Here is a 23,842-nt window from a genome sequence, read left to right on the forward strand (position 1 = left end):
GTTAAATTATAACGGCTAAACATTTAAGCATATTGACCGCTAAATGCTATAGACCGAATCATTAAGGTGGGCAAAACGCAGGTATGTTACAAGGAAACGACATTGGTCAGGCCGATTACGAACGGTTTAGACTTTTTTTGGAACAAGCCTGCGGCATTGTGTTAGGTGATGGTAAGCAATATTTAATTGTCAGCCGCCTCACTAAACTATTACGCGATGAGAACATTCCGTCGGTAGCCGATCTGCTAAACGCCATTCAACGTGGTCATCCACGTCATTTACGTGATTCGGTCATCGACGCGATGACGACCAATGAAACCTCATGGTTCAGAGATGGTGGACCATTTGAAGTCTTTGAAAAGATGACTCTGGCTGACCTGGAAACCCGGATTACTTCACCCTGTAAAATCTGGTCGGCGGCCTGCTCTTCAGGCCAGGAACCCTACACCATCAGCATGATTTTGAGTGAATACACACGCAAGAAACCAGACAGTCGCCTGAAAAGTACGCAGATCATTGCGACCGATATTTCTAACAGTATGCTTGCTTTGGCCCGGCGAGGTGTTTATGAGGAACATGCGTTGGTCAGGGGACTTTCTGCGGCAAGACGCCAACAGTTTTTCAAACAGCTCGAAGGACGCTGGCAAATTACTGATGAAATAAAACAGCGGGTGCAATTCAGAGAACAGAACCTGTTACAGAACTACACTGGTCTCGGCCGCTTTGATGTGATCTTCTGTCGTAATGTGTTGATTTACTTCTCAATGCAACGCAAGACGGACATCCTGACCCGACTGGCCCAGGCAATGAATCCGGGCGGATACCTGTTTTTAGGGGCATCTGAGACTATTAGCGGCTATACCGAAGCATTTGACCTGCAACGCACGCCGCATGGTGTGGTATATCGTCGCCGTTAACTTTCCGTTTTATCTGTTACAGACTTCACCATTGTCGGTTCGGCAGTTTTCGCTGTAGAGGATGTTTCCGGTTTTTCGCACCACCCCAACCAACTTCCGATATATTGCAATACTGTTCTGATTAACCGCCATAAACGCGGCAGTAGCCATATCATTAACACGATAAAAATAACAAGCGCGGCCAGGAACCAGATTGGATAAGTAAGCGCTGTCCACAGGCCGGCAATCACCAGCAAGTCTTCCGTTACGGAGGCACCCCAGTTACTGAATGGCTCTGGTGAGGTGTTGATCAGTAATCGACTACCCGCTTTAGTGGCATGTGTGGCTGCAGCCAGACTGCCTCCCAGCAGACCCGCTGTAAGTTCGATTGCGGGGCTGACATCTCCTACAGCACTGGCCGCCAACATGGCTCCTGCCGGAATACGGATAAAGGTATGCAGGGTATCCCAGCCGGTATCGACCCCCGGAACTTTATCAGCAAAAAACTCTACGCAATACATGACAGCGGCGGCGGTCATCACTAATGGATCGCTGAGTACCTGTAACTCATCCGGTAAGACAATATGACCTGTTGATCCCATATAACCGAGCATAAAAACGGCAGCATACAGGTTGATGCCACTGGCCCAGGCGGCCCCCATACTCAGTGCAATAATACTCACAGCATCCATTTAAGACTCCTGTTTGTTATAGTGGCGAGGGTCTGGATAATCAGACCTTGGAGTTTATGTGGAGTAATTTGGATGATAACCCGAACAGAGCTGCTCGCCTATCTTGATGAGTTACTGGAACCATCAAGATTTCAGGACTATTGTCCAAACGGATTACAGGTCGAAGGTAAACAGCAGATTAACATCCTGGTGACCGGTGTCACGGCAAGTCAGGCTTTATTGGATGCAGCAGTAGCCAATAATGCTGATGCAATACTGGTACATCATGGCTATTTCTGGCGTGGTGAAGCGCCAGCGGTTACCGGGCTCAAATACCAGCGCTTAAAAACCTTGTTAACCCGGGATATTAATCTGTTTGCCTACCATCTACCTTTAGATGCGCATGCAGAGCTTGGTAACAACGCGCAGTTAGCCAAAATACTGGATCTTGAAGTTGATGGTCGTATTTCAGGAACCGGAGAACCCGCTATTGGGTTGTGCGGTTGTTTAAAAGTGGCGCAATCGTTAAGTGAATTTTCATCGTTTATTGCCAACCGGCTTGGACGTGAGCCCACAACGATTGCCGGCCATAATCGCGATATCAATACCCTTGGTTGGTGTACAGGAGCCGCACAAGGTTATATTCAGCAGGCGGCAGAGTTAGGTCTGGATGCCTTTATCAGCGGGGAAGCCTCAGAACAAACCACGCATCTAGCCCGGGAGCTTGGAATTCATTACATTGCCGCGGGGCATCATGCCACTGAACGATATGGCGCCAAGGCCTTAGGTGAGCATCTTGCGGAGCACTTTGATTTGCAACATCATTTTATCGATATTGATAATCCGGTTTAATGGATAAACGAACTGCCATCAGGATGGTAACCAATATGAATGACTATATAGACAGGCTTAAGCATTTCTTCCAGGTTCAGCTCTGGCAGGAAACTGCCGAAAGTGCCAGTAAAATGAAACGTGTGTTTCGCCACTTTGTACGAGTGGCATACGTGATGGTCAGGCAATTATCGACCGGCGAATTAAATTTACGGGCAATGAGTCTGGTGTTTACCACTTTACTGTCTTTGGTCCCGTTAATTGCTGTGGCCTTCTCAGTGCTTAAAGCATTTGGAGTGCATAATCAGATAGAACCCGTCTTGTTGAATTTCATGGCGCCACTTGGTGAACGTGGTGCAGAAATGACCTCCAACATTATTGGTTTCGTGGAAAATGTCAAAGTCGGTGTACTCGGATCAATTGGTCTGGGTATGTTGTTTTACACGATTATTGCATTAGTGCAGAAAGTTGAAAGTGCATTTAATTATGTCTGGCGAGTGAAACGGCCGAGGACCCTGGCAAGGCGTTTTACCGATTATTTAAGTGTCGTCATGATTGGACCCGTGCTGGTATTTTCGGCTTTAGGCCTTGCTGCGACCGTAATGAATCATGATGTGGTTCAGACATTACAATCGATAGAACCATTCGGTACGTTGTTACTGATAATGAGCAAGTTATTACCCTATTTCATGATTGTGCTTGCCTTTACCTTTCTCTACACTTTTATTCCTAATACCAAGGTGAAACTTGGGCCTGCACTTGGTGGTGCAATGGTAGCCGGTGCATTATGGATTGGTCTGGGAACCTTGTTTGCCACCTTTGTTGCTTCATCATCAAATTACACGGCAATTTATTCCAGTTTTGCTATTCTGTTTTTCTTTATGATCTGGCTTTATCTCGGCTGGTATATTCTACTGACTGGATCGCAGGTCGCCTTTTATCTGCAGCATCCTAAATTTGTCTTGATGGGTGGAAAAACACTGGTTTTGAGCCCGCGTTTACGCGAGAAAAAAGGTTTGTGGTTAATGACAATTATGGCTCGTCGGTTTTGTGAGCAACAGCCAGCATATACCGTCACTGAGCTGGAGCAGCTGACAGCATTAAGCAGTGAAAACCTGATGGATTTACTCAGTATGTTAGAGAAAGGTGGTTTTCTGGTGGAAGTGGCTGGCGATAAAATTTCCTATACATTGGCTGGCGATGTCAGCAAAATCCGTGTCAGTGACATATTGGCCAGTTTACGGAGTGCTGAAGAAGTCGGTATTTCAAAATTACAACAACATACTGAGCCGGGTATCGAAGCATTCTTTACCGAAATAAGTGAGGCACAGGAAAACGTTTTGGATGATTTGAGTTTGCGTGATTTAGCCACAGGTAAAAATAAAGCATGATTGGGAGCAATGCTTTTCGGGGCAAGCATATTCTGCTGGGTATTACTGGCAGTATCGCCGCTTATAAAGCGGCAGATCTGGTGCGTAGATTAAAAGAACACGGGGCTGAGGTCAGGGTGATGATGAGTCATGGGGCGACGCAATTCATCACACCGCTCACCATGCAGACTGTCAGTGGTCATCCGGTGTCGTTGAATTTCTTTGATGCTGATGAAGAAGCGGCAATGGGGCATATTAAACTGGCGCGCTGGGCAGACTGGATAGTGATTGCTCCCGCGACCGCAGATTGTCTGGCAAAACTGACGCATGGCCATGCTGATGATTTGATCTCAACGGTCTGTCTTGCCTCTGAAGCGCCGCTGATACTGGCGCCAGCCATGAATAATAAGATGTGGTCACACCCTGCTACGCAGCAGAATTATCAGCTGTTAAAACAACGCGGCGTTGAGTTTTTTGGCCCGGAAAGCGGTGATCAGGCCTGTGGTGAACAGGGCGAAGGCCGGTTGATGGCGGTTGATGCAATTGTGTCTCTGCTGCTGACAAAACTTCAACCTGGCCCGCTCAGTGGAACACAGTTATTAATTACGGCAGGTCCTACTTATGAACCTATTGATCCTGTGCGCTTCATTGCCAACCGTAGTTCAGGAAAAATGGGGTATGCATTGGCGCAAGCGGCAGTGGAAGCCGGGGCAAATGTTACGCTGATTTCCGGGCCAGTGGCTCTGGGGACGCCGGATGGGGTGAATCGTGTGGATGTGGAAACAGCTCAGCAGATGTATGACGCCGTTATGCAGTATCTAACCCAAACGATAATTTTTATCGGTTGTGCCGCAGTGGCTGATTATCGCCCCGCACATCAGGCACAGGCAAAATTAAAAAAATCGACTAATAATGATTTAACACTGCAACTTCAATTGAATCCCGATATTATTAATACGGTTGCTAACAGTGATAACCGACCTGAACTGGTCGTCGGTTTTGCTGCAGAAACAGACGATTTGCAACAATATGCACAGCAGAAATTACAGCAAAAACGTCTGGATTTAATTGCAGCGAATCGAGTGGGCGATAGACTGGCTTTTGGTCAGGAGAATAATGCGCTGGAAATTTTCTGGGAGGGTGGCCATAAGTCTTTGACCGAAGCTCCGAAACTTGAAATTGCACGCGAACTTATAAAAGTAATAACAGAGCGCTACCATGCAAAAAATTCAATTTAAAATACTTGACCCGAGATTGGGCAAGTCGATCGAGCTTCCTGATTATGCGACAGAGGGATCGGCAGGCATGGACTTGCGGGCCTGCCTCGACGAAAACCTGACGTTACATCCTGGTGAAACTATCCTGATCCCTACAGGGATTGCCATTCATATTGATGATCCTGCTTTAGCTGCGATGATTTTACCGCGTTCAGGTTTGGGTCATAAACATGGCATCGTGCTGGGTAATCTGGTGGGCCTGATTGATAGTGATTATCAGGGGCAGATTTTTGTTTCCTGTTGGAATCGCGGTGATACCCCATTTGAAATAGTTGTGGGTGAACGTATCGCACAGATGCTGTTTGTTCCAATCATTCAGGTTGGTTTTGAACAGGTTACCGAATTCACTGCCAGCGAGCGCGGCAGTGGTGGTTTTGGTCATACTGGCAGAAACTGAGCACAACGGTGCTGTTAACCTTGCAAAATCTGAAAATCTTTCGCAGAAGGCTAAGCTCTCTGGCCATTTTGCTGATAATTTTGATTTTGGTTTCAGGATTGGCGGTAGCAATCTGGATCAATGATTATCAAAAACAAACTGCTTTAACAGCATTTAATCAAAAACAAACTGAAAAATTGGCGCTGGCTGCATCCGGGCTTACCGATCTGTTGCAAGTCTGGCAGCAGCGTTTTGTTGGGATGTCCGCAGCAGATGCAGAAGATCCGGTTGCCTATGGTTGGACTGATGCATCGAACGCGTGTGTATTTTCCACCATACCTTCTGCTCCGACATCCGAAGCCTGTATTCCCGTCAGTTTTGGTACGATTAACAGTCTTCGTCAGGCAGAAAAACAGGGTATAGCTGATATAGCGGTTATGCAGCCAAACACACCCCAGGCGCATATTTTGCTGGCTAAAAAGCTGGATGATAATGCTGGATATCTGGTGGTAACACTGCAGACAACAGAACTGGAGAATAAACTCAGAGAACGCTATTTAACAATTGGTTCAGGAAATCTGGCTTTACAGCAGGGCGCTCAAAACTGGTTAACACTGCTGGAGCAGGGCGAAAGTAAATTTCAGCAATCCAGTCGTATTTATACACAGGCTCTGCCGGGTGCCTATTGGCGATTAGCTTTCTGGCCGGCTGATCGAGTGCCTAAATCAGCTGCCTGGCCTGCATTAGCCATGTTAAGCATTATTATCTTTGTCTTAAGCTGGCTGGTTATAAACAGATTCAGTACGTTAAGACCTAAAAAACACGCACAGATCGGAGCTCGGCCCAGGCCTGTTGAATATGTGGAAAATGAGGTCAATATTGATAACACACCAACACCTGCAGTGATCCGGGTCGCGGCACCTAAAATCAGTAAAACAGAAGCCGTTGACAGAGTCAGACCCGTTGACATCAAACCCGTTATTTTTAAAGCCTATGATATTCGCGGTATTGTGGGTACCCAGCTCAGTGAACCTATCATGCGGGTATTGGGACTGGCGATAGGCACCGAGGCGCAACACCAGGAGCAGACAAGAATTATCGTAGGGCGTGACGGACGGCTTTCCAGTGAAAGTTTTAGCGATGCGTTAATTGAAGGCATTCTGGCCAGTGGCTGTGATGTTACTGATATAGGTGCTGTACCAACGCCATTGGTTTACTTTGCTTCTCAGCATATGCAAACACATTGCGGCGTAGTCGTTACCGGCAGCCATAATCCACAAGGCTACAACGGTCTGAAAATTGTCATAAATGATAAGACCCTGTCAGGCGATGCGATTCAAGGGATTTATCACCGAATACAGAACTCTCGTTTGTATGATGGAGAAGGACAGCTGCGTCAGGCCGATATCATTGACAGTTATATTGAAAAAGTGAAACAGGTGATCACTTTATCCCGTCCACTGAAGGTGGGGGTGGATTGTGGTAACGGTATTGCCGGACGTGTTGTTCCGAAATTGTTAACAGCGCTAGGCTGCGATGTTCATGAACTGTATTGCAATGTTGACGGCCATTTCCCTAATCACCATCCTAATCCGGCTAACCCGCAGAATATGCAGGATATTTCCAAACTGGTCCGTGATAAACATCTTGACATTGGTCTGGCATTTGATGGGGATGGTGATCGGCTGGGTGTGGTCAACGGCGAAGGTGAAATTATCTGGCCGGATCGGCTTTTGATGTTATTTGCCAGCGATATCCTTAAACGTCATAAAGGTTCAACTATTATTTACGACGTTAAAAGCAGCGGATTATTGGAGCAGGTTATTACTAAAGCGGGTGGTAAAGCCATGATGTGCCCATCCGGGCACTCGTTAATTCGTGCCGAAATGTTAAAGCATGAAGCCAAATTGGCTGGAGAGTTGAGCGGGCATATCTTTTTTGCCGATAACTGGTATGGTTTTGATGATGCCTTATTTGCCGCTGGCCGTTTACTGGCACTGATTGCCGATGACCCTCAACGTCGTGGAGCAACCGAAATTTTTGCTGCGCAACCGCAGAGTTTCAACACTCCAGAAATTTTAATTGATTTAGATACGGCAGAATGCCGTCGGTTTATGACACAATTTATCAAGAATGCGCAGTTTGATGATGCTGACGTTATTACAATTGATGGTGTACGCGTTAATTTTGGCAAAGGCTGGGGCCTTGTGAGAGCCTCGAATACGGTGCCGGGTTTAACATTGCGATTTGAGGCAGAAACAGAAGAAGATTTGGAACAGATAAAGCAGCAATTCATTCAGCAGATGTTGCAGGTGAAACCTAATCTAAGTCTGAATTTTTAAACTTATGGTATTTACGGCATAAATTAATTCAAGTTGGTCGTTATTTTGCATAAGTAACAATAATAAAAAATTCCCGGGTTATAACGCGCGGGACAAGGAAGAAATTTTTAATGAGTTTGAATACACAAAAAGCGTCACATATTGCTCAGGTTCTCACTGAGGCGTTGCCCTATATCCAACGTTTTTCCGGTAAAACACTGGTCATCAAATATGGTGGTAATGCCATGATTGATGAAACATTGAAAAATAGTTTTGCACGCGATGTGGTGTTACTGAAAGCCGTTGGTATTAATCCGGTCATTGTGCATGGCGGTGGCCCACAAATCGGCCAACTATTGGCAAAAATCGGCAAAGAATCTGAATTTATCAACGGCATGCGGGTGACTGATACCGAGACCATGGATATTGTGGAAATGGTGCTTGGCGGTCAGGTGAACAAAAGCATTGTTAACCTGATCAATAATCATGGTGGACGCGCTGTTGGCCTCACAGGCAAAGACGGCAGTTTGATATTTGCCGAAAAAATGAAATTTGCTTCACCAGAGGACATCACCATTGATGCGCCAGAAATTATTGATCTGGGCTTTGTCGGACGTGTGACCAGTATTGATACCAGTGTCATTGATATGTTGATTCATAGTGATTTCATTCCGGTCATTGCCCCAATTGGTGTGGGCAAGGATGGACAATCCTATAATATCAATGCCGATCTGGTTGCCGGCAAGATTGCTGAGGTTTTGCAGGCTGAAAAGTTGATCCTATTGACAAACACGCCCGGGCTACTGGATGCTGACGGAAATTTGCTCACGGGCTTGAATGCAAAACAAGTCAATGATTTAATTGCGGAAGGTGTCATTTACGGTGGAATGTTGCCTAAAATCGGTTGTGCATTAGATGCAGTTCAAGCAGGGGTGACCAGTTCACACATCATCGATGGTCGTGTACAGCATGCTGTCTTGTTGGAAATGTTTACGGATGAGGGTGTTGGTACGCTGATTCGTGGAGGCGGTCGATGACAGAAAAAAAATCTACACGCGCCCTGAATAAACAGTCGCGTCATCAAGCCATACTGGAAGCATTGGCAACGCAACTGGAACTCCATCCCGGTCAACGCATTACCACAGCACAGCTAGCTGAAAGTTTAGAGGTTTCTGAAGCGGCGCTCTACCGCCATTTCCCCAGTAAAGCAAGAATGTTTGAAGGGCTTATCGAGTTTTCAGAAGATACGGTCTTTGGCCTTATCCGCAGAATCCTTGATGAAGATGATAATGCAGTTTCCCGATGTGAAAAAATTATGGCGCTGATACTGGGGTTCAGCGCAAAAAACCCGGGTATCAGTAGTGTACTCGTTGGAACTGCATTAACCGGCGAAACGGAGCGGCTCCGCCAACGAGTCAGTCAATTTTTTGACCGGCTGGAAACACAGTTCCGGCAAATTCTGCGTGAAAGGGAACTAACGTTGACTCAGGCTGGCGGACGACCCGTTAATGAGACGGCTAATCTATTACTCAGTATTGTTGAGGGGCGTCTTCAGCAGTTTGTTCGTAGTGGATTCCGTCAGTCACCACTTCAGGGGTGGGAGCAACAATGGCAACTCATCAACCCGATACTCAGGACATACGCATGATCAATGTGGTGGTGTTAGGTCTTTCAATACCCAGTCTGATTAATGTGGCTGGCAATGAAGATCTGAATATTACTGTGATTGATCCCGACACAATTGATTCAGCTGTTTTGGAAATAAAAGCGGCTAACACTGACATTACCGTGTTGGAACAACACCATGATCGAATAAATACAGATATTTTATGTCTGATTCTGGCAACGAATCTTCCGCAAAATCAGACCATTATTCTTTCAGATCAAACGCCGGATTTTGAACAGCTCAAAGCAACTGGGTTCAGAGCGAGGGGCTACATAACACCTTCACAACATGACAAGTTAGTTAAAGCCATTCGTGCTGTACATGATGGCGAGGCTTGGCTACCAAGACGTTTAGTTGCCGATATGCTTAACCATTTTGCTGCTGGGGATTTAGGATAATAATAACCACTAATCAATTAAAAAATCTTATCTGGCTGAAATTTTGCATAAATAAATGAAAAATTTTTTTCAAAATTATTCAATATTTAGTACCAACGTACAGTAGATCGCTGGTCATTGTCGTGGGAGACTATCTGCAAAGTTGGTCAGCGTATTTCTTGGTGGCCTAGGAAGCAGCATTTCATCGGAGAAGCATTATGGCTACAGAAGCCGGTATTATTTCAGCCTTAATTGGTACTGCAACTGCTACAGCAGTCGATGGGACAGTTAGAAATTTACAGGTTGGTGACAAGGTTTACCCCAACGAGATTATTACAACCGGTCTGGCTGGCGCTATTGAAATAGAATTTCCTGATGGTAGCGTGATGGACTTGGGGCGTAACTCTCAAGCTGTTCTTGACACCGAAACATTTGAACTTGATATTGCAGAATCAGAGAGCCCAGCACCTTTAGCAGATGACCTGGATGATATCGAAGCTATTCAACAAGCGTTATTAGCTGGCGAGGATCCAACACAGATTGCTGACCCGACGGCTGCTGGTCCTGGTGCGCAACCTGCTAGTGAAGGTGGAAGCGATGCGGTTCAAGTGGACTATCTTGCTCCACGAGTTACCCCGCAAGCGGGATTTGAAACGATTGGCCCCAGCATTATTTTTACAACCCCGGAAGAAGAGCAGCTACTTAATCTGGTTGGAACGGACTCTGGTGATGGTACGGACTCACCAAATCCGCCGCCACCACCTGAATCCTCAATCTCAATCCTTTCTCCGGATCAACTCAATTTTGCTGAGAAAAACTTAAGTTCCGGTACCGATCCTGATGGCAGTTTATTGACAAAAACAGGAATGTTTACGGTGAGCGCATCTTCAGGTGTGGAGTCCCTGAGCATTGGGGGAGAACCCATTATTCAGGATGGCAATATCGTAAACAACCTTCCAACGCTCACAAGCGGAGCTGGTAATACACTGAGTATCACGGATATTACGCTTAATCCGAATGGCACTTATACAGTTAATTATAGTTATACACTGAATAACGCAGTCGGTCATGCTCAACCAGACAATGACAATGACAATGAATTAAGCAACAGTTTTGAAATTGTTGTAACCGATGCTAATGGTTTAAGTGACTCTGCTAATGTCGACGTATCCATTACGGATGACGCCCCATTAGTTTCTGCTACACAGCCTGAAATGGGCTTTGAGATGCAGATCACTAATTTGGGTTCCATATCTGCTGGTTACGACAACAGCTATGGTTATTATGTTAAAGGGGAAAACGGTCAGCCTACCACCGGTGTCGTGCTGTTTGCTAATGTGAAACAGAATATTTCCTCCACTGTTCAGGTTGAGGGTGTTAACCCGGAAGATATTGGATTTTTTATTATTTCCAACGGTGGCCGGTTGAACTCAGAGTTGGAAAATGGAGCAGAAGTCACCTTTGAACAGCTACCGAATGGGAGCTGGCAAGCAGTGACAAGTGATGGTGTCGCATTAATAAGTAATTTCGACAAAGCACCTGCATTATTTGATAACTCGGAATTAAACCTGAATAACTATCAATACTTAAACAGTAATGAAAATCCTGGAAATCAGAACTGGGAGGATGTTATTGGTGGTGGTGATCAAGATAATAATGACGTCAACATTAACGTAGAGTTTATAAAATCCAAAGGCTTAACAGTAAACGAAAATTTACTGGCTGATGGTGATGATGCAACTGCAGCCATTGCGACCCTTGATATAAGTAATTACTTTTCGACACAGTATGGGGCCGATGGGGCAGGGAGTTCTGAATATTCTTTAAATATCGATACCAGTGTAGCCACCGGTTTAAATGATACCGAAACCGGAGAAATGGTGTCTTTACGCTATCAAAATGATGATCCCCAATCCGGTGTGGTTGAAGGATTTATTAACGATGGCTCTGATACGTTGGTCGTCTTTACATTATCCATTGATCAGACTGGCCTGGTAACGCTTGAGCAGTTAAGGGCCGTGTTTCATGACGATCCTACCGACTCATTGCAGTTACTCACACCGGCAACCATTAATCCGGGAGCCATTGATGCGGTACTGACCGTCACTGATAGCGATGGTGATACGGCAGATGCCAGTATTGATCTTGGCGTTATCATTGCCTTTAATGACGATGGCCCTTCTGCTACAGATTATGTTGGACAGGAGACTGCCTCTGGAGAATCAACTTCAGGACAATTCAGCTTTAATGTTGGGGCCGATGGCGGTGGATTAAGTGCTATCAATGGCACGGTTCTTATCTTTGGTAATGATGGCTGGTCTCAATCAGTCGACACAGAATTTGGCTTTATTCGCGTAACCGAACAAGGCGACTACCAATATCAATCGACGTCAGGCGTCGAGCAACCTGCTATTGAAACCATTCAACTAACCGTGACAGATGGGGATGGCGACACAACAACTTTTGCAGCTGAATATTCGATTCTGCCGGCAATTGCTGAAACACCAATCTCATTACAAATGAGCATTGGTAGTGAAACATTAATTGAAAGCTCAACTAACTTTATTGTCAATGGCAGCTTTGAGGATATAAATGGCATTGATGCCAATGGAAATATCGTTTCAGGCGTCGCTGAAGGAAGCCTGGCGGGCAGTGGTCAACTGGTGTCAATGCAATCGATTACCGGCTGGCAACTCGTTGATGATTCAATGCCTCCGATGGAGCCGCATTCCGGTGGACATGGTAAGTTAGGTACAACCGATGGCAGCCACTATATGGACTTGGGGGCCACACCCGGCAACAGTGCAATATATCAACAAATATCCGGTTTAGTGGACGGTTTGGAGTATACGTTAAGCTTCGATTATCTTGATAAAGCATTAAAAATGGCTAATAACGCCGACTCGGGCGCTATGCAAGTCATTTGGAATGGCGAAGTGATTGCAACGATTGATGGCGATAATCTTACATGGCAATCGGTTAACTTTACCGTCATTGGCGGAAGCTTTGATGGCAGTAACACGTTAGTTTTCAATGAAATTGGTTCATCAACTGATAACCATGGTATTGCCATTGATAATGTCGCGTTAACACCAAATATCGAAAATGCTTACTATCAGTATGATTTAAGTATTCTGGCATCAGCTGCTTTTGATACGGATGGTAATGCTGGTGTTGTTAAAATTGATGCAACTAAATTGTTTGCCCTAGGTGTCGACATTCTGGGTTACGATCCTGTGATCAGCTTTCCAAACAGAACATTTGAAATCGAAGTTGAAAATGATCAACCACTGACATTAACGTTGGTTTCTGATAACCCGTTAACCCCTGAGATAATCAATTCTATTGAGGGTTCTTTAACCTTTGTGTCAGATGACGGTACAGTCGTGGATATTTCATCTACTGCCTACGCTGAGTTGGCAGGAAGCGATGCCAATGATGAATTACTCGGAACAGATGCAGATGAATTAATTATCGGTGGAGCAGGCGATGATATTTTAACCGGCGGTGAAGGCAAAGATATTTTTGTCTGGAATGCCGGGGACGACGGTGTCGCTGGAACCCCTGCGAATGATACGGTTACGGATTTTAATATTGCAGAAGGTGATGTTCTGGATTTTTCAGACATCCTTGTCGGCGAAGAGTCGGGTAATCTAACGGATTATATTTCGATTACTGAAGATGGTTCGGATATTGTGATTGAACTCAAACCTGACGCGAGTGATGTAACACAGACGATTACGCTTGAGGGTAAATCACTCGCTGATTTAGGCGTCGGTGGCTTTGATGCCTCAACGCAACAGGCTGAAATTATCAATAAACTGGTGCAGGATGGCCATGTGAATGTAGATAGCTAACCTTAACCAGCAGCTGTTTTAAACAATAAAAAAACCCGCGTTAAGCGGGTTTTTTTATGGGTTTAAGGTTTTTACCAACAATCATTTGCAGGGGTTCTTTGACCAACTTCATTGAGTGTCATGGTGCCACAACGGTCACCTGCCTGACCACCTTTTGGGATGGCCCTTAATGTGTATGCATTTGCACCTACATTTTGCAGATCAAGGTCATAGAATTTGGGATTACCTTGTTTTGGGGATTCATCAAAAGGTAATGTTGCAGTAGTCGCACCAGCATAGGTAAAACGTTCAGTGTAATAACGTTCCATATAACTGGAGAGCTCTAGTAAATCAGCTTGAGCATTCGATCTTCGAGTTTCTCTAACCTGCTCCTGATAGGATGGATAAGCAATTGCAGCGATGATAGCAATGATTGCAACAGTAATCATTAATTCAACCAGGGTAAATCCACCGACAAACTTATTTTTCATTGGTATTCCTAAATCATTTACGCATCATTTCTGTTGAGCCATATAGTCGTTACTATTTTTAATATACCATCCGCATCTGTATTGATCTCATATTCGAATCTATATAGTAAATGAATCATTAAGATGAGCTGCTACCGAATCTGTTCGTTGAAAAGAAGCCATTGCACACACAACAGCGCTCATTAATTAAAACCAATTTTGTAAATAGTACATTCATTTGGCTTGCTCCAATTTACCTGAATTGAAAATCAAGTTGCCGCCATGATTGTCTGCCTTCAAAACCGGGGCCCGGGTTTTCAACGGTGACTTCAATTTGACCGGAAGAACCACTGGTATATTTGTATTCACGTTGCCCACCAGCTTCTGAAGCGATACTAGGTGTAGGAATGATGCCTACTTCAGATTTTTTACCGCTTGCTGGTACGTCGACCCTGTCAGGGTCTGGATTGCCATCTGCATCCAGGTCACAATTTGCAATGCATATATAGTCAGCTCTATCAAAATTACCATCATCATTCGTATCAAAAGGCGAGTATTGTAGTCTTGCTCCAGAGATGAAATCCAACTCCATCAACCAGCTGGTTCCGCCATCCAGACACGGATCGTCTGAGGGTAGCAGAGTAGTAAAGATAACTTTTCCGTTCCGAATAATGGCATTACTAACTTGTCGTTCACCGAGGTTACTTGCTGCCCCAGGACTTATTAAGTCAATAAACCAGCCCTTTTTATTAGCCCAATCAATTTTTGTATCAGAAGTGACCCGGTAATCAGAACCGGAAACTCTTACTTCAGCATTGATCGTTTGTTGCAATAAATTATTACGAACTATTGGTGTTAAGGTCTCTTCAGCTTTATCCCAAATAGCATAAAAACTTTGCGTTATCTGCCCAGTTGCACTGTTATCACCTACTTCAAAATATTTCCCTGTACCAAACATTACCAGAAATCCCTTCGATGTTGGGTGACGCACAATTTGTGGGCGTGTGGTGATAGGCTGGACTTTATTTTTGTCCAATCCTTCACAATCATTTCCAAAGCAAGCTCTAAAAAGTGGAGCGGGGTCAGCTTCAGTGCCAAAGGCAAATCCCCAATTTTCGGTTTCAGGATCACTCACATCAATTTTCCACATATTGCCAAACAAATCTCCGGCATAAATGAAATCAACAATGGAATCCCCATCGACGTCTATAGCTGCGGGAGAGGCAAAGCCATTTGGACGATCATTATCAGTGGGATCTTCTTCAGTGCCATTTTTTGTATCAAACTTGGCAATAAATTCTCCATCAAAAAGATCGACTAAATACAGTACCGCGTTGCCAGTTGCACTATCATTTGAATTACCATCGCCATTGTTATCAAATGTGTTGTTATACCCCCCGCTAAACAGAGCAGCCCATTGACCATTCTGTAACCTCACAATGCTGGGTTGACCAAAGGTATAACCCATATCAACACTGTCACCATCAGTTTGATCGGTGTATTCCCAAAGCACCTTATTCGCTATTGTGCTTTCATCGGAAGATGAAACATTGGGGTTAGTCACATCTAAAGCAAAAATTCCTTGTCCCCCAGCACCTAGCCCAGAGACTAATATTGATTTCCAGGCATTTCCATTACTATCAAAGGCATCGACAATAGTTGGGCTACCATCTACATAATATCTATGGGTGTAATCTGGGTCAGTGAGCAGTGATAGACGTTCATATACTGCTCCAGGTACATAACTGAAAATTTCAGCACCTGTATTAGCGTTAAAGGCATGGAGCATGCCATCATTTGCACCAACATAAACGACAGGTAACCTTGATTTATTATCTTCACGGAACGTTGAGTAAGGTTTAGCGTTTTCATCTGCACCTGAGCCCCAATTATCCGGATAACGTTGTATTGGAGCGGCTACTAATGCCGGATTAGAGTTTATGATATCGCCTAACAGATAGTTACGATTGCGAAATTCACCATTGTTACTGATTTCATTGCTTTGATCGCCTCTGAGATAGTTCAGTATATTTTCATCATCACCCAGTAACGCTTGTTGTTCCTCGCTAATACCAGACCAACGAAATGGTTTTCCACTAGCTCCATCATAAGTGATGATTTTTCTATCATTCGCTTCGGGAATAAGGGTTCTGGCATCCCATTCAGCTGGCATTATCAAATTACCCAGATTTTCTCCGGGTGTTGTATTTATAGCAAATGAGAGTAGCTGGCCGCTCCAGTCCCGGCTATCAAACCGGGCCTGAAACACGCGACTGTTACTAGATATGGAGCCTGAATTGAGGGCAACAGACGAGGCCGAAGATTCCTCCCGATCCTGGATGGCGAATAAAACATTTTCCAGTTCTTTTGCAAAGGTGTCAGGATCTGCTGCACTAAAAAACCCCCCACGAGCATTGACGGCGGCATGTAAAAAATCATCCTGTCTTGCGATACACGATGCGCCAGTACAGTTTGATGAACCATAGTCTGGATCGCCCCAATCTATTGATGTACCTGCTTCAATAGCAGCAAAAGCGTCATCGGGATCAATGGACCCAGATACACCTAGCCCGACAGTAAAGGTTGTCATGTGTTGCCAAAATGCTGTATCAGTGTTGTTTGTCGGAACCCTGTTATCGAGATCCGTCCGAAGATCACGCTTCCAGTAATACATCGCGACATCAGCTAAAGTGTTGCTGATATTATCCTGAAACGGATCAACTGGTGAGTAAGAAAAGTCTGGTTCACCAGTTTCTGGATTGGTATTGGTGGTTGAGTTATCAGTCGTGCCATCATTATTATCTGCTCTCGCGCCTGTTGCTGCATTTCCCGAACCACCGGATGCAGCCCCGTCCGACATAAGAATCGAATAACTTTGACGGCAAATTAAATCTTCACCATTTAATTCTCCTGGAGTAGTGCTCCAGGGCCCACGCTGATCCGTTCTGGAAAAATATTCTCCCGCCCCCTGTAAAGCACGTCTTAAAGGCGTACCTTGAGCAGGGATATCGATCTCGTATAATCTGCTGTAGAAATCTTCTTTACTATCAATAAAAGCTCGAACCCCTGAGATTACTGCACCAGTCGTTTCGCCATCGATAGAGGTGTTGCCTTTGTTGATTGCGCCAAAACCTACCCGTAAAGAGTCTGGTTGTGAAGAGAATGCCCTGCCTATACCTGCGCGGGAAGCAAAGATACGATTGCGGTGGTAGGTGTACCAATTGGCAAAATTTTCAATTTCCTGTGCATAGGTACACACACCACCACTGCATTCTTCTCTGTTTTCACGACCTTCACCGCTGTAGGTTGGTGTACTGGCGCGGATTTCAGTCCGGGTGTAATTATCGACATCCCATAAAGGACCATCTTCATTAATTATCTCCGCATTAATATCAGTGATTGCAGGACCAACATAGGTGGAATAAACCGCAGGATAAAATGTTCTGGTTTGGCTGTTATGACTATTGGTTCGGTTATCTATCCAACGGGCTGACTGGGTATTGTCAGCTATTAAATTGCGTGTACCGAACTCAGGAAATAAGGGGCGGTTGGGCGCATTTGCAGGATCGGCGCTGGGCATTTCATTACCTTCATCATCCACCCACGGCCGATATCTTATAGCTGGGTTGTAATACAGGGTATTTACAAGAGCAGAACGATAAGCAAGTCCCATAATGCTGTCAGCAGTAAAGCTGGGCACGCGAGTAGCGTTTGAATAATCCCCGTCACCATGCAAACCACTTACTCTTGGGTACACCCACATCTGATAATTGGTACAACAACTTTGAGAAAATAAGTTGGTCAGCGCGTCTGGCATGGTTTCAAATTGCATGGAACCAGAGTCGTCGAGTAAAAACATTACATTAGGCGCAACCGAACCACCAAGATAAAGCGGAACATTACTGAGATTCAAAGGGGCACTGTGGGTGCTGGTAGAGCCAAGCAGCAAAAAACCAAACAATAACTGCAGAAACGTAGACTTGTTCATGATTAAAACCTCTTAGCCATAGTGCTTTGCAGCAAGACGCGTGATTGATTGCTACCACCAGTACCGCGTGCGGTTATTCGATAATATACCCGGCCAGTTGATGGCCCGCCCCCTGTGCCGACAACCAGATCGTCAGTGACAAATTGTTGATATTCGATAATATATCTTGGTGTGGTAATGGTTGATGTACCGGAATTTGTTTCAAATGTAATCGCAGTGGGAAAGGGAATTGCATTAGCTGCCCACCAGGCTGCATCACGTTCATGCCACCAGCTTTCAGCATTACCATCATCAGGATCCATTACGTCAGCTACCCAGATATTGCCGGAGCCGGTATTGTTTGGATCAGGTTCAACAGTTAAACCTGAAATCCATGCCTCTGCGCCACGTAATGCTATTTCTGTTGCTTGAAAAGCAATTTCAACGTCCATGGTATTAGCCGCCATTTTTTCGGCCATCGAACTGGTTCGCATTGCAGCAAGGCCAATCATCGTCATGATGACTAATATGACTAAACTTACAATAAGGGCAGCCCCGGTTTGATTTTTCATTTACTGTTCCTGCTATGAAACACGATTACGTAAGGTGACTGTTCGGGTAAATACGCGTCTTAGGCGTCGATCAGCAGGTGTAACGGTAGCCCCTTCCAGGTTATAAGATTGGGCGCCATCCACCGTAAGATTATTTTCCACGCTGACCATCACTAAACTGATACGAACACTGACAACGTTGTTCCAGTTGCCAACTTGATTTGCTGTTTGATATGCGTCAGCAGAGCCATTACCAGAAGTATCTACACCATAACGAACTTGCATTGAATCAATGCCTTCAATTAATTCAACAGCATTGTCGTTCCCAGTTTTGCGATAGAGAGAGGGCACATTGTCAGGATTGTTCGAGATAAAAAAGCTGTTGGTGGAAATTTTGTTAACCCAACCTGAACCAAAGTTATAACCTAATGTTTCGGTTGCATTTCCAGGCGTACCAGCCCCTGTAGCATGCTCTATAGTGCCGGCAGTGGGATCAGAAGTAATTTGAAAAATTGACCCAGCAACACAGTCATGAGCTAATACGATATCTCCAGCTTCCAGTCCATTATTGTTGCTAACTGTGATGGCAGCACTGCCCGGTGTGCCGGTTGTAGGATGTGAGACCACTCGCAATTCAGGCGGCTCAATAGTGCGTATGGTGAGAATATCTGAGCCACTTACAGAACTATTGGTACTGGCATCACGCGGTGGAGTCCATGAATTTGCTCCAGTTGCTTCTTGCCCTTCAATGGGGGTAGTGATATCCCATAAATAAGTATTAGGGGTATTCAGCATATTATTAATATTGAGAGCAGAACGTGTTGCACAGCCAAGATAGCCTGCACGTTCTATAGACTGCGTAAGAACTTTCATAGCGTAGCGGCCATTTTCCTGCAGTCGGGATTGAGCATCCTGAACACGATAAACCTGCCGGTTATTGACAAATAATTCGATAACACCTGCAACGAGAATCAACCCTAGGACAATAGCGACCATCAATTCTACTAATGATAAGCCTTGTTGTTTTTTTAGATGACTCATCAAATAGCTCCACTAAGCGTAAAGCAAGAAGTGTTATTGCCTAACTCACAACTCGAATCAGTGTCAATCTGAGTTTCCGTCCACCCTATGGTAATGTCACAAATAAACTCGCTATTGGGATTAAATGCCCCACAAGCTATTTGTCCCGTCCCATTGGGTAAATATTGAGAAAGTTTATTTCGCCACTCCACAATATCCGCATCCGCCATGTCACTGGTACTGCTGGGTGGCTCAGCATCAATATCTATTGCATAGTTTCCATTTTGGGCCGCATCACGGTTGGCCCGCATCATATCCAGCATATCTGCAGCCAAAAGCGCGGCCTGTGTACGAAACTCGGCAGTTTGATTGTGTTTTAAAGAAGTAATTTGTAAATGGGCCATACCAAGTAATCCAACAGCAAGAACAAATACGGCAATCATTACTTCGAGTAATGTGAAACCACGTTGTTGTTTCATGGACATACTCCCCCCTGGGCAATTCTAGCCCTGCCGCCCGGACTGATAGTGATGTTCCTTTGAATTGCTCCAGGAATACACAAACTGAATGTACCTATACCAAGCCCACCCCCTGCAGAAATGATTTCTCCAGAAGGCAAAAAAGTTAATCCGACTAGAAAAGCCCCGCCTGTCCTGATAGTGATATTGTTCCCCAACGCTTGTTGCTCCATTAACAAGCAATCCTGACCATCGACACTACAGTCTTTTATGTTCAAGTTTGCATTAGGAATTTGTAGATCTCCATTCCAGTCGGTAAAAATACGCCATCCATCCTCCCAAACGCTATTTGTGTTACTTAGACGACGCATACTGACCCGAACACCACGATTAATGGCTTCAGAACGAGCGACTTGTAGGGAAGACAGGAGATTATTTGCCTGAGTAGCGGCACGGTTTTCACGAATCATGGAGTTAAAGCTCGGGGCGGCAATTGCTACCAAGATGATGACCACGACCAAGGTAATCATTAATTCGATCAATGTGAAACCATTATTTGCCGCAAACTTTTTCACTTTGGTGACGCTCCTTGTAGGTATTCGGTTTTAACGCTAAAAGCATTGTGGGTCAAGCACTTATGCTGGTTCATCACTATCTATTTTTTAAATACGTGAGCCAGTTGGCAAATGTATCGTCCATGCCAAAGTTTTCTTCAATCTACACATTAGTAAAAAGGGAATTATATCAGTTGTATCTGACTGATTATGCCGAGTGGCAATAGCTTGCCGCTTTGGTTTATTGAGTTTGTCGAAGAATGGTTAAGTTGTTGATAAGTAATGTAAATAATTTGTGGCATGCTTGATGCTTATCCAAGTGAAAGTGAATGTTTGTTGTGGAGAAACAGCATGCCGATAAATTTTGATTCTGCCCTTGGTATTCATGCCGATGCATTGCGAATTCGCACCCAGCGTGCAGAAATGCTGGCAACCAATCTGGTGAATGCGGACACGCCAAACTTTAAAGCGAAGGATATGGATTTTCAAACGGCATTGCAGATGGCGGCATCCGGGCAAAAATCTGCCGCTTTGAACACCACCCATCAAAAACACCTTGCCGGTAACGGTGAAAATCCATTTGAGGCGGCAACGTTATACCGCACAACACTTCAGGATTCATTAGATGGCAATACGGTCGATGAGCAGGTAGAGCAGGCACAGTTTATGCAAAACGCTGTTCAATATCAGGCTAGCCTGGAATTTTTAGGTTCGCGCTTTCAGGGGCTGACCAAGGCGATCAAAGGAGAATAATCTGCCATGTCATTATTTAATATTTTCGATATAGCAGGTAGCGGCATGAGTGCACAGTCACTGCGGCTTAATACCACAGCCAGTAATCTGGCTAATGCAGATAGTGTCAGCAGCAGCGTGAATGAAACGTATCGTACCCGGCAACCCGTTTTTGCCACGGTCTTGGATGATGCTCAACAAGGTTATAAATCAGGTTCTGTTCAGGTTCTTGGCGTTACGGAAAGTCAGGCACCGGTGCGTCAGGAATACAATCCTTCACACCCATTGGCTGATGAAAATGGTTACGTTTATCACTCTAATGTGGATGCCATTGCAGAAATGGCAAATATGATGTCGGCATCTCGTTCGTATCAGAACAATGTTGAGATTGCCAACACTTCCAAACAATTGCTGCTGCAGACTCTGCAGCTTGGCAAATAACGCAGGGAGTCATTGAAATGGCAATAAATGGTGTAAATGAAAATCCCTATGCTTTTCTCAACAGTACAAACAAGACAAGTTCAACTGAAGAGGAAAAGGATCCCGGCAAGTTGCAGATGGAGGATTTTATGTCCTTGATGACGACGCAGCTGATGAATCAGGATCCACTCAAACCAATGGAGAGTGGTGATTTTCTCGGGCAAATCGCTTCTTTCAGCACAGTGAGTGGTATCAGTGATTTACAGGATTCATTTGCCAGTTTTGCTAAGGCAATGCAATCTGACCAGGCCTTACAAGGTTCTTCATTAGTTGGTCGTTCAGTGTTGGTTCCATCTTCAATTGGCGTGATGACAGCCGACTCTCCAATGCGAGGACAGATTAATGTGGCTGAGCCCGTATCTAATTTAGAAATGAAGATATATAGCGATACGGGTGAGTTGGTCAGAACCATTCCGATGGGAGCGGCATCTGGTTACACCAATTTTGAATGGGATGGTTTGAATAATGATGGTGAAGCCATGCCTGAAGGTGTTTATCAATTTATGGCAACAGGCACAGTTGATGGACAAAACACCGCCTTTGCTACTGCTGTGATGGCTAAAGTAGATAGCGTATTGGTGGGCTCTGGCGGGCAAGGCCTGACCATGAATCTGGCGGGTATCGGTTCGGTGCCATTTAGTGAAGTTCAAGAAATTATTTAAGGGGTAAGCATCATGTCATTTACTACAGCTCTAACAGGCCTTAATGCCGCCACTGCCGATTTGAATGTGAAATCAAACAATATTGCCAACATCAATACCATTGGTTTCAAAGGTTCACGAGCAGAGTTCGGTGATGTTTACGCCCTGTCAACGTTTGGTAACAGTAATACGGCTATCGGTACTGGTGTGGTACTGAATAACGTAGCTCAGCAATTCAACCAGGGAAATCTGGAAGTCACCAATAATTCACTGGATTTGGCGATAAGCGGTAATGGGCAGGGTTTTTTTGCACTTGCACCAGCTTTAGATACCCAGCAGGTTCTCTATAGCCGGGCAGGGGCTTTTAATATTAACCGCGATGGCTATATGACCAACAGTTCAGGTCAGTTTTTATTGGGGTTCCCAGTTAATGCTGATGGCAGTGTTTCATCTACAGCTTTGGGCGGAACAGATCCAATTCGTTTGCCTGTATCGGCAGGTGTGCCCCGGGCAACCACGGAAGTTGATATAGCTGCAAATCTTCCCTCGACAGCTGATGATATTGATCCCGTGGCGACACCTATCGATCCGACAGACCCTACGACTTATACCAATTCTACATCCAGCAATATTTTTGATTCTCTGGGTAATGAAAGTACGTTGACTTATTATTATCAAAAAACGGATGTTCCCAATGAATGGAATGTTCAGGTCTACATCAATGAGCCAGCTGGCAGTCAAACGATTGTGGAGTTCGGGGGCGGACAAACTACCAAAACGCTAACCTTTGAACCAGCTTTAGGCGGAGCTCTGGATGCGGGTGTCACACCAACCGAAACGTACACTTTTACCGGTTTAAGCAGTGGTGCAGTGGGTTTGACTTTTGATATTAACTTTGCCGGCACCACTCAGAACTCGGCAGCTTTTGCCGTTTTGGATACCGATCAGAATGGCTTTCCGACTGGACGGCTGACTGGGCTGGATATTGATGATAGCGGCTTGGTTCAGGCTCAATACTCTAATGGTCAAACGACCAATGTTGCCAAGATTGTGTTGGCTGACTTTCCTAATCCGCAAGGGTTAAAACAGATAGGTAATACGGCATGGGAAGCCACACTGGATTCCGGTGATGTGCGTATCGGTGAGGCGGGAACCGGCAGTTTTGGTTTGATTCAGTCGGGTGCTTTGGAAACATCCAATGTGGATTTGACTAAAGAACTGGTTGGTTTAATTACAGCTCAGCGTAATTTCCAGGCGAACTCAAAAGCGATAGAAACCAATAATGCTATCACCCAAACCATTATCAACCTGCGTTAATTTCGCCAGAGTGAATGATGTTTAATACAGA

At 44.9% G+C, this 23,842-nt stretch carries 21 protein-coding genes; 14 read left to right on the top strand and 7 right to left on the bottom strand.

Annotated elements, in window-relative coordinates; genetic code table 11:
• Nucleotides 1–83: 83 nt before the first annotated feature.
• Complete coding sequence (locus tag B2337_RS01115; protein ID WP_292360375.1) at nucleotides 84–917, top strand: CheR family methyltransferase; 834 nt, start codon at nucleotides 84–86, stop codon at nucleotides 915–917.
• Here B2337_RS01115 and B2337_RS01120 read toward each other — a convergent pair.
• Nucleotides 914–1,588, bottom strand: coding sequence for a DUF4126 domain-containing protein (locus B2337_RS01120; RefSeq protein ID WP_292360373.1), 675 nt, complete (start codon nucleotides 1,586–1,588; stop codon nucleotides 914–916). The two genes, B2337_RS01115 and B2337_RS01120, sit on opposite strands and share 4 nt — an antisense overlap.
• Before the next feature lie 72 nt (nucleotides 1,589–1,660).
• Between B2337_RS01120 and B2337_RS01125 the strand changes: the two genes are divergently transcribed.
• The 9 genes from B2337_RS01125 (at nucleotide 1,661) to B2337_RS01165 (ending at nucleotide 13,642) form a co-directional block, all read left to right on the top strand.
• Nucleotides 1,661–2,419 carry a Nif3-like dinuclear metal center hexameric protein gene (locus tag B2337_RS01125; RefSeq protein ID WP_292360371.1) on the top strand — a complete coding sequence of 253 codons (759 nt, stop codon included), beginning with the start codon at nucleotides 1,661–1,663 and terminating at the stop codon, nucleotides 2,417–2,419.
• A 35-nt stretch (nucleotides 2,420–2,454) separates the two neighbouring features.
• Entirely contained in the window at nucleotides 2,455–3,789 is a 1,335-nt protein-coding gene (locus B2337_RS01130) for a YhjD/YihY/BrkB family envelope integrity protein (protein ID WP_292360369.1), read from the top strand.
• Complete coding sequence (coaBC, locus tag B2337_RS01135) at nucleotides 3,786–5,006, top strand: bifunctional phosphopantothenoylcysteine decarboxylase/phosphopantothenate--cysteine ligase CoaBC (RefSeq protein WP_292360368.1); 1,221 nt, start codon at nucleotides 3,786–3,788, stop codon at nucleotides 5,004–5,006. The genes B2337_RS01130 and coaBC overlap by 4 nt, the downstream gene beginning before the upstream one ends.
• Nucleotides 4,987–5,442, top strand: a complete 456-nt coding sequence (gene dut / locus B2337_RS01140; RefSeq protein WP_292360367.1) for a dUTP diphosphatase — start codon at nucleotides 4,987–4,989, stop codon at nucleotides 5,440–5,442. The genes coaBC and dut overlap by 20 nt, the downstream gene beginning before the upstream one ends.
• Nucleotides 5,443–5,462: 20 nt before the next feature.
• The gene (locus B2337_RS01145; protein ID WP_292360364.1) at nucleotides 5,463–7,763 is read left to right on the top strand and encodes a phosphomannomutase/phosphoglucomutase; all 2,301 of its coding nucleotides are present in this window, start codon (nucleotides 5,463–5,465) and stop codon (nucleotides 7,761–7,763) included.
• A 110-nt stretch (nucleotides 7,764–7,873) separates the two neighbouring features.
• Nucleotides 7,874–8,779: an acetylglutamate kinase gene (gene argB, locus B2337_RS01150; RefSeq protein WP_292360362.1), complete on the top strand. Its 906-nt coding sequence runs from the start codon at nucleotides 7,874–7,876 to the stop codon at nucleotides 8,777–8,779.
• Nucleotides 8,776–9,390 (top strand): nucleoid occlusion factor SlmA, encoded by a 615-nt coding sequence (gene slmA / locus B2337_RS01155; RefSeq protein WP_292360360.1) that lies wholly within the window; start codon nucleotides 8,776–8,778, stop codon nucleotides 9,388–9,390. Before argB ends, slmA begins: the two co-directional genes overlap by 4 nt.
• On the top strand, nucleotides 9,351–9,806 hold the full coding sequence (locus B2337_RS01160) for a hypothetical protein (RefSeq protein ID WP_292360358.1): 456 nt from the start codon (nucleotides 9,351–9,353) through the stop codon (nucleotides 9,804–9,806). The genes slmA and B2337_RS01160 overlap by 40 nt, the downstream gene beginning before the upstream one ends.
• Nucleotides 9,807–10,003: 197 nt before the next feature.
• A complete protein-coding gene (locus B2337_RS01165) occupies nucleotides 10,004–13,642 on the top strand; it encodes a retention module-containing protein (protein WP_292414389.1) in 3,639 nt (1,212 codons plus the stop codon).
• Nucleotides 13,643–13,713: 71 nt separating this feature from the next.
• Here the strand turns inward: B2337_RS01165 and B2337_RS01170 are convergent, their stop codons facing one another.
• The 6 genes from B2337_RS01170 to B2337_RS01195 form a co-directional block, all read right to left on the bottom strand.
• Nucleotides 13,714–14,112 carry a type IV pilin protein gene (locus B2337_RS01170; RefSeq protein ID WP_292414388.1) on the bottom strand — a complete coding sequence of 133 codons (399 nt, stop codon included), beginning with the start codon at nucleotides 14,110–14,112 and terminating at the stop codon, nucleotides 13,714–13,716.
• A 232-nt stretch (nucleotides 14,113–14,344) separates the two neighbouring features.
• Nucleotides 14,345–18,079 (bottom strand): pilus assembly protein, encoded by a 3,735-nt coding sequence (locus B2337_RS01175; protein ID WP_292742476.1) that lies wholly within the window; start codon nucleotides 18,077–18,079, stop codon nucleotides 14,345–14,347.
• A gap of 2 nt (nucleotides 18,080–18,081) precedes the next feature.
• Nucleotides 18,082–18,630, bottom strand: coding sequence for a pilus assembly PilX family protein (locus B2337_RS01180; RefSeq protein WP_292360349.1), 549 nt, complete (start codon nucleotides 18,628–18,630; stop codon nucleotides 18,082–18,084).
• A gap of 12 nt (nucleotides 18,631–18,642) precedes the next feature.
• Nucleotides 18,643–19,650 (bottom strand): PilW family protein, encoded by a 1,008-nt coding sequence (locus tag B2337_RS01185; RefSeq protein WP_292360347.1) that lies wholly within the window; start codon nucleotides 19,648–19,650, stop codon nucleotides 18,643–18,645.
• A complete protein-coding gene (gene pilV, locus B2337_RS01190; protein WP_292360345.1) occupies nucleotides 19,650–20,108 on the bottom strand; it encodes a type IV pilus modification protein PilV in 459 nt (152 codons plus the stop codon). The genes B2337_RS01185 and pilV overlap by 1 nt, the downstream gene beginning before the upstream one ends.
• Nucleotides 20,105–20,662 (bottom strand): GspH/FimT family pseudopilin, encoded by a 558-nt coding sequence (locus B2337_RS01195; RefSeq protein ID WP_292414386.1) that lies wholly within the window; start codon nucleotides 20,660–20,662, stop codon nucleotides 20,105–20,107. The genes pilV and B2337_RS01195 overlap by 4 nt, the downstream gene beginning before the upstream one ends.
• Before the next feature lie 330 nt (nucleotides 20,663–20,992).
• On the opposite strand from B2337_RS01195, the gene flgB reads away from it, so the two are divergent.
• Genes flgB through flgE form a run of 4 tightly spaced genes read left to right on the top strand, consistent with a single transcriptional unit; the run spans nucleotide 20,993 to nucleotide 23,811 of the window.
• The gene (gene flgB, locus B2337_RS01200) at nucleotides 20,993–21,394 is read left to right on the top strand and encodes a flagellar basal body rod protein FlgB (protein ID WP_292360341.1); all 402 of its coding nucleotides are present in this window, start codon (nucleotides 20,993–20,995) and stop codon (nucleotides 21,392–21,394) included.
• 6 nt (nucleotides 21,395–21,400) lie between these two features.
• On the top strand, nucleotides 21,401–21,814 hold the full coding sequence (gene flgC / locus B2337_RS01205) for a flagellar basal body rod protein FlgC (protein WP_292360339.1): 414 nt from the start codon (nucleotides 21,401–21,403) through the stop codon (nucleotides 21,812–21,814).
• Between the two features lie 17 nt (nucleotides 21,815–21,831).
• Complete coding sequence (locus tag B2337_RS01210; protein WP_292360337.1) at nucleotides 21,832–22,515, top strand: flagellar hook assembly protein FlgD; 684 nt, start codon at nucleotides 21,832–21,834, stop codon at nucleotides 22,513–22,515.
• 12 nt (nucleotides 22,516–22,527) lie between these two features.
• Entirely contained in the window at nucleotides 22,528–23,811 is a 1,284-nt protein-coding gene (gene flgE / locus B2337_RS01215; RefSeq protein ID WP_292414385.1) for a flagellar hook protein FlgE, read from the top strand.
• Nucleotides 23,812–23,842: the final 31 nt, after the last annotated feature.

The sequence above is a fragment of the Methylophaga sp. UBA3192 genome (genome assembly GCA_002363955.1).
Taxonomy (GTDB): Bacteria; Pseudomonadota; Gammaproteobacteria; order Nitrosococcales; family Methylophagaceae; genus Methylophaga.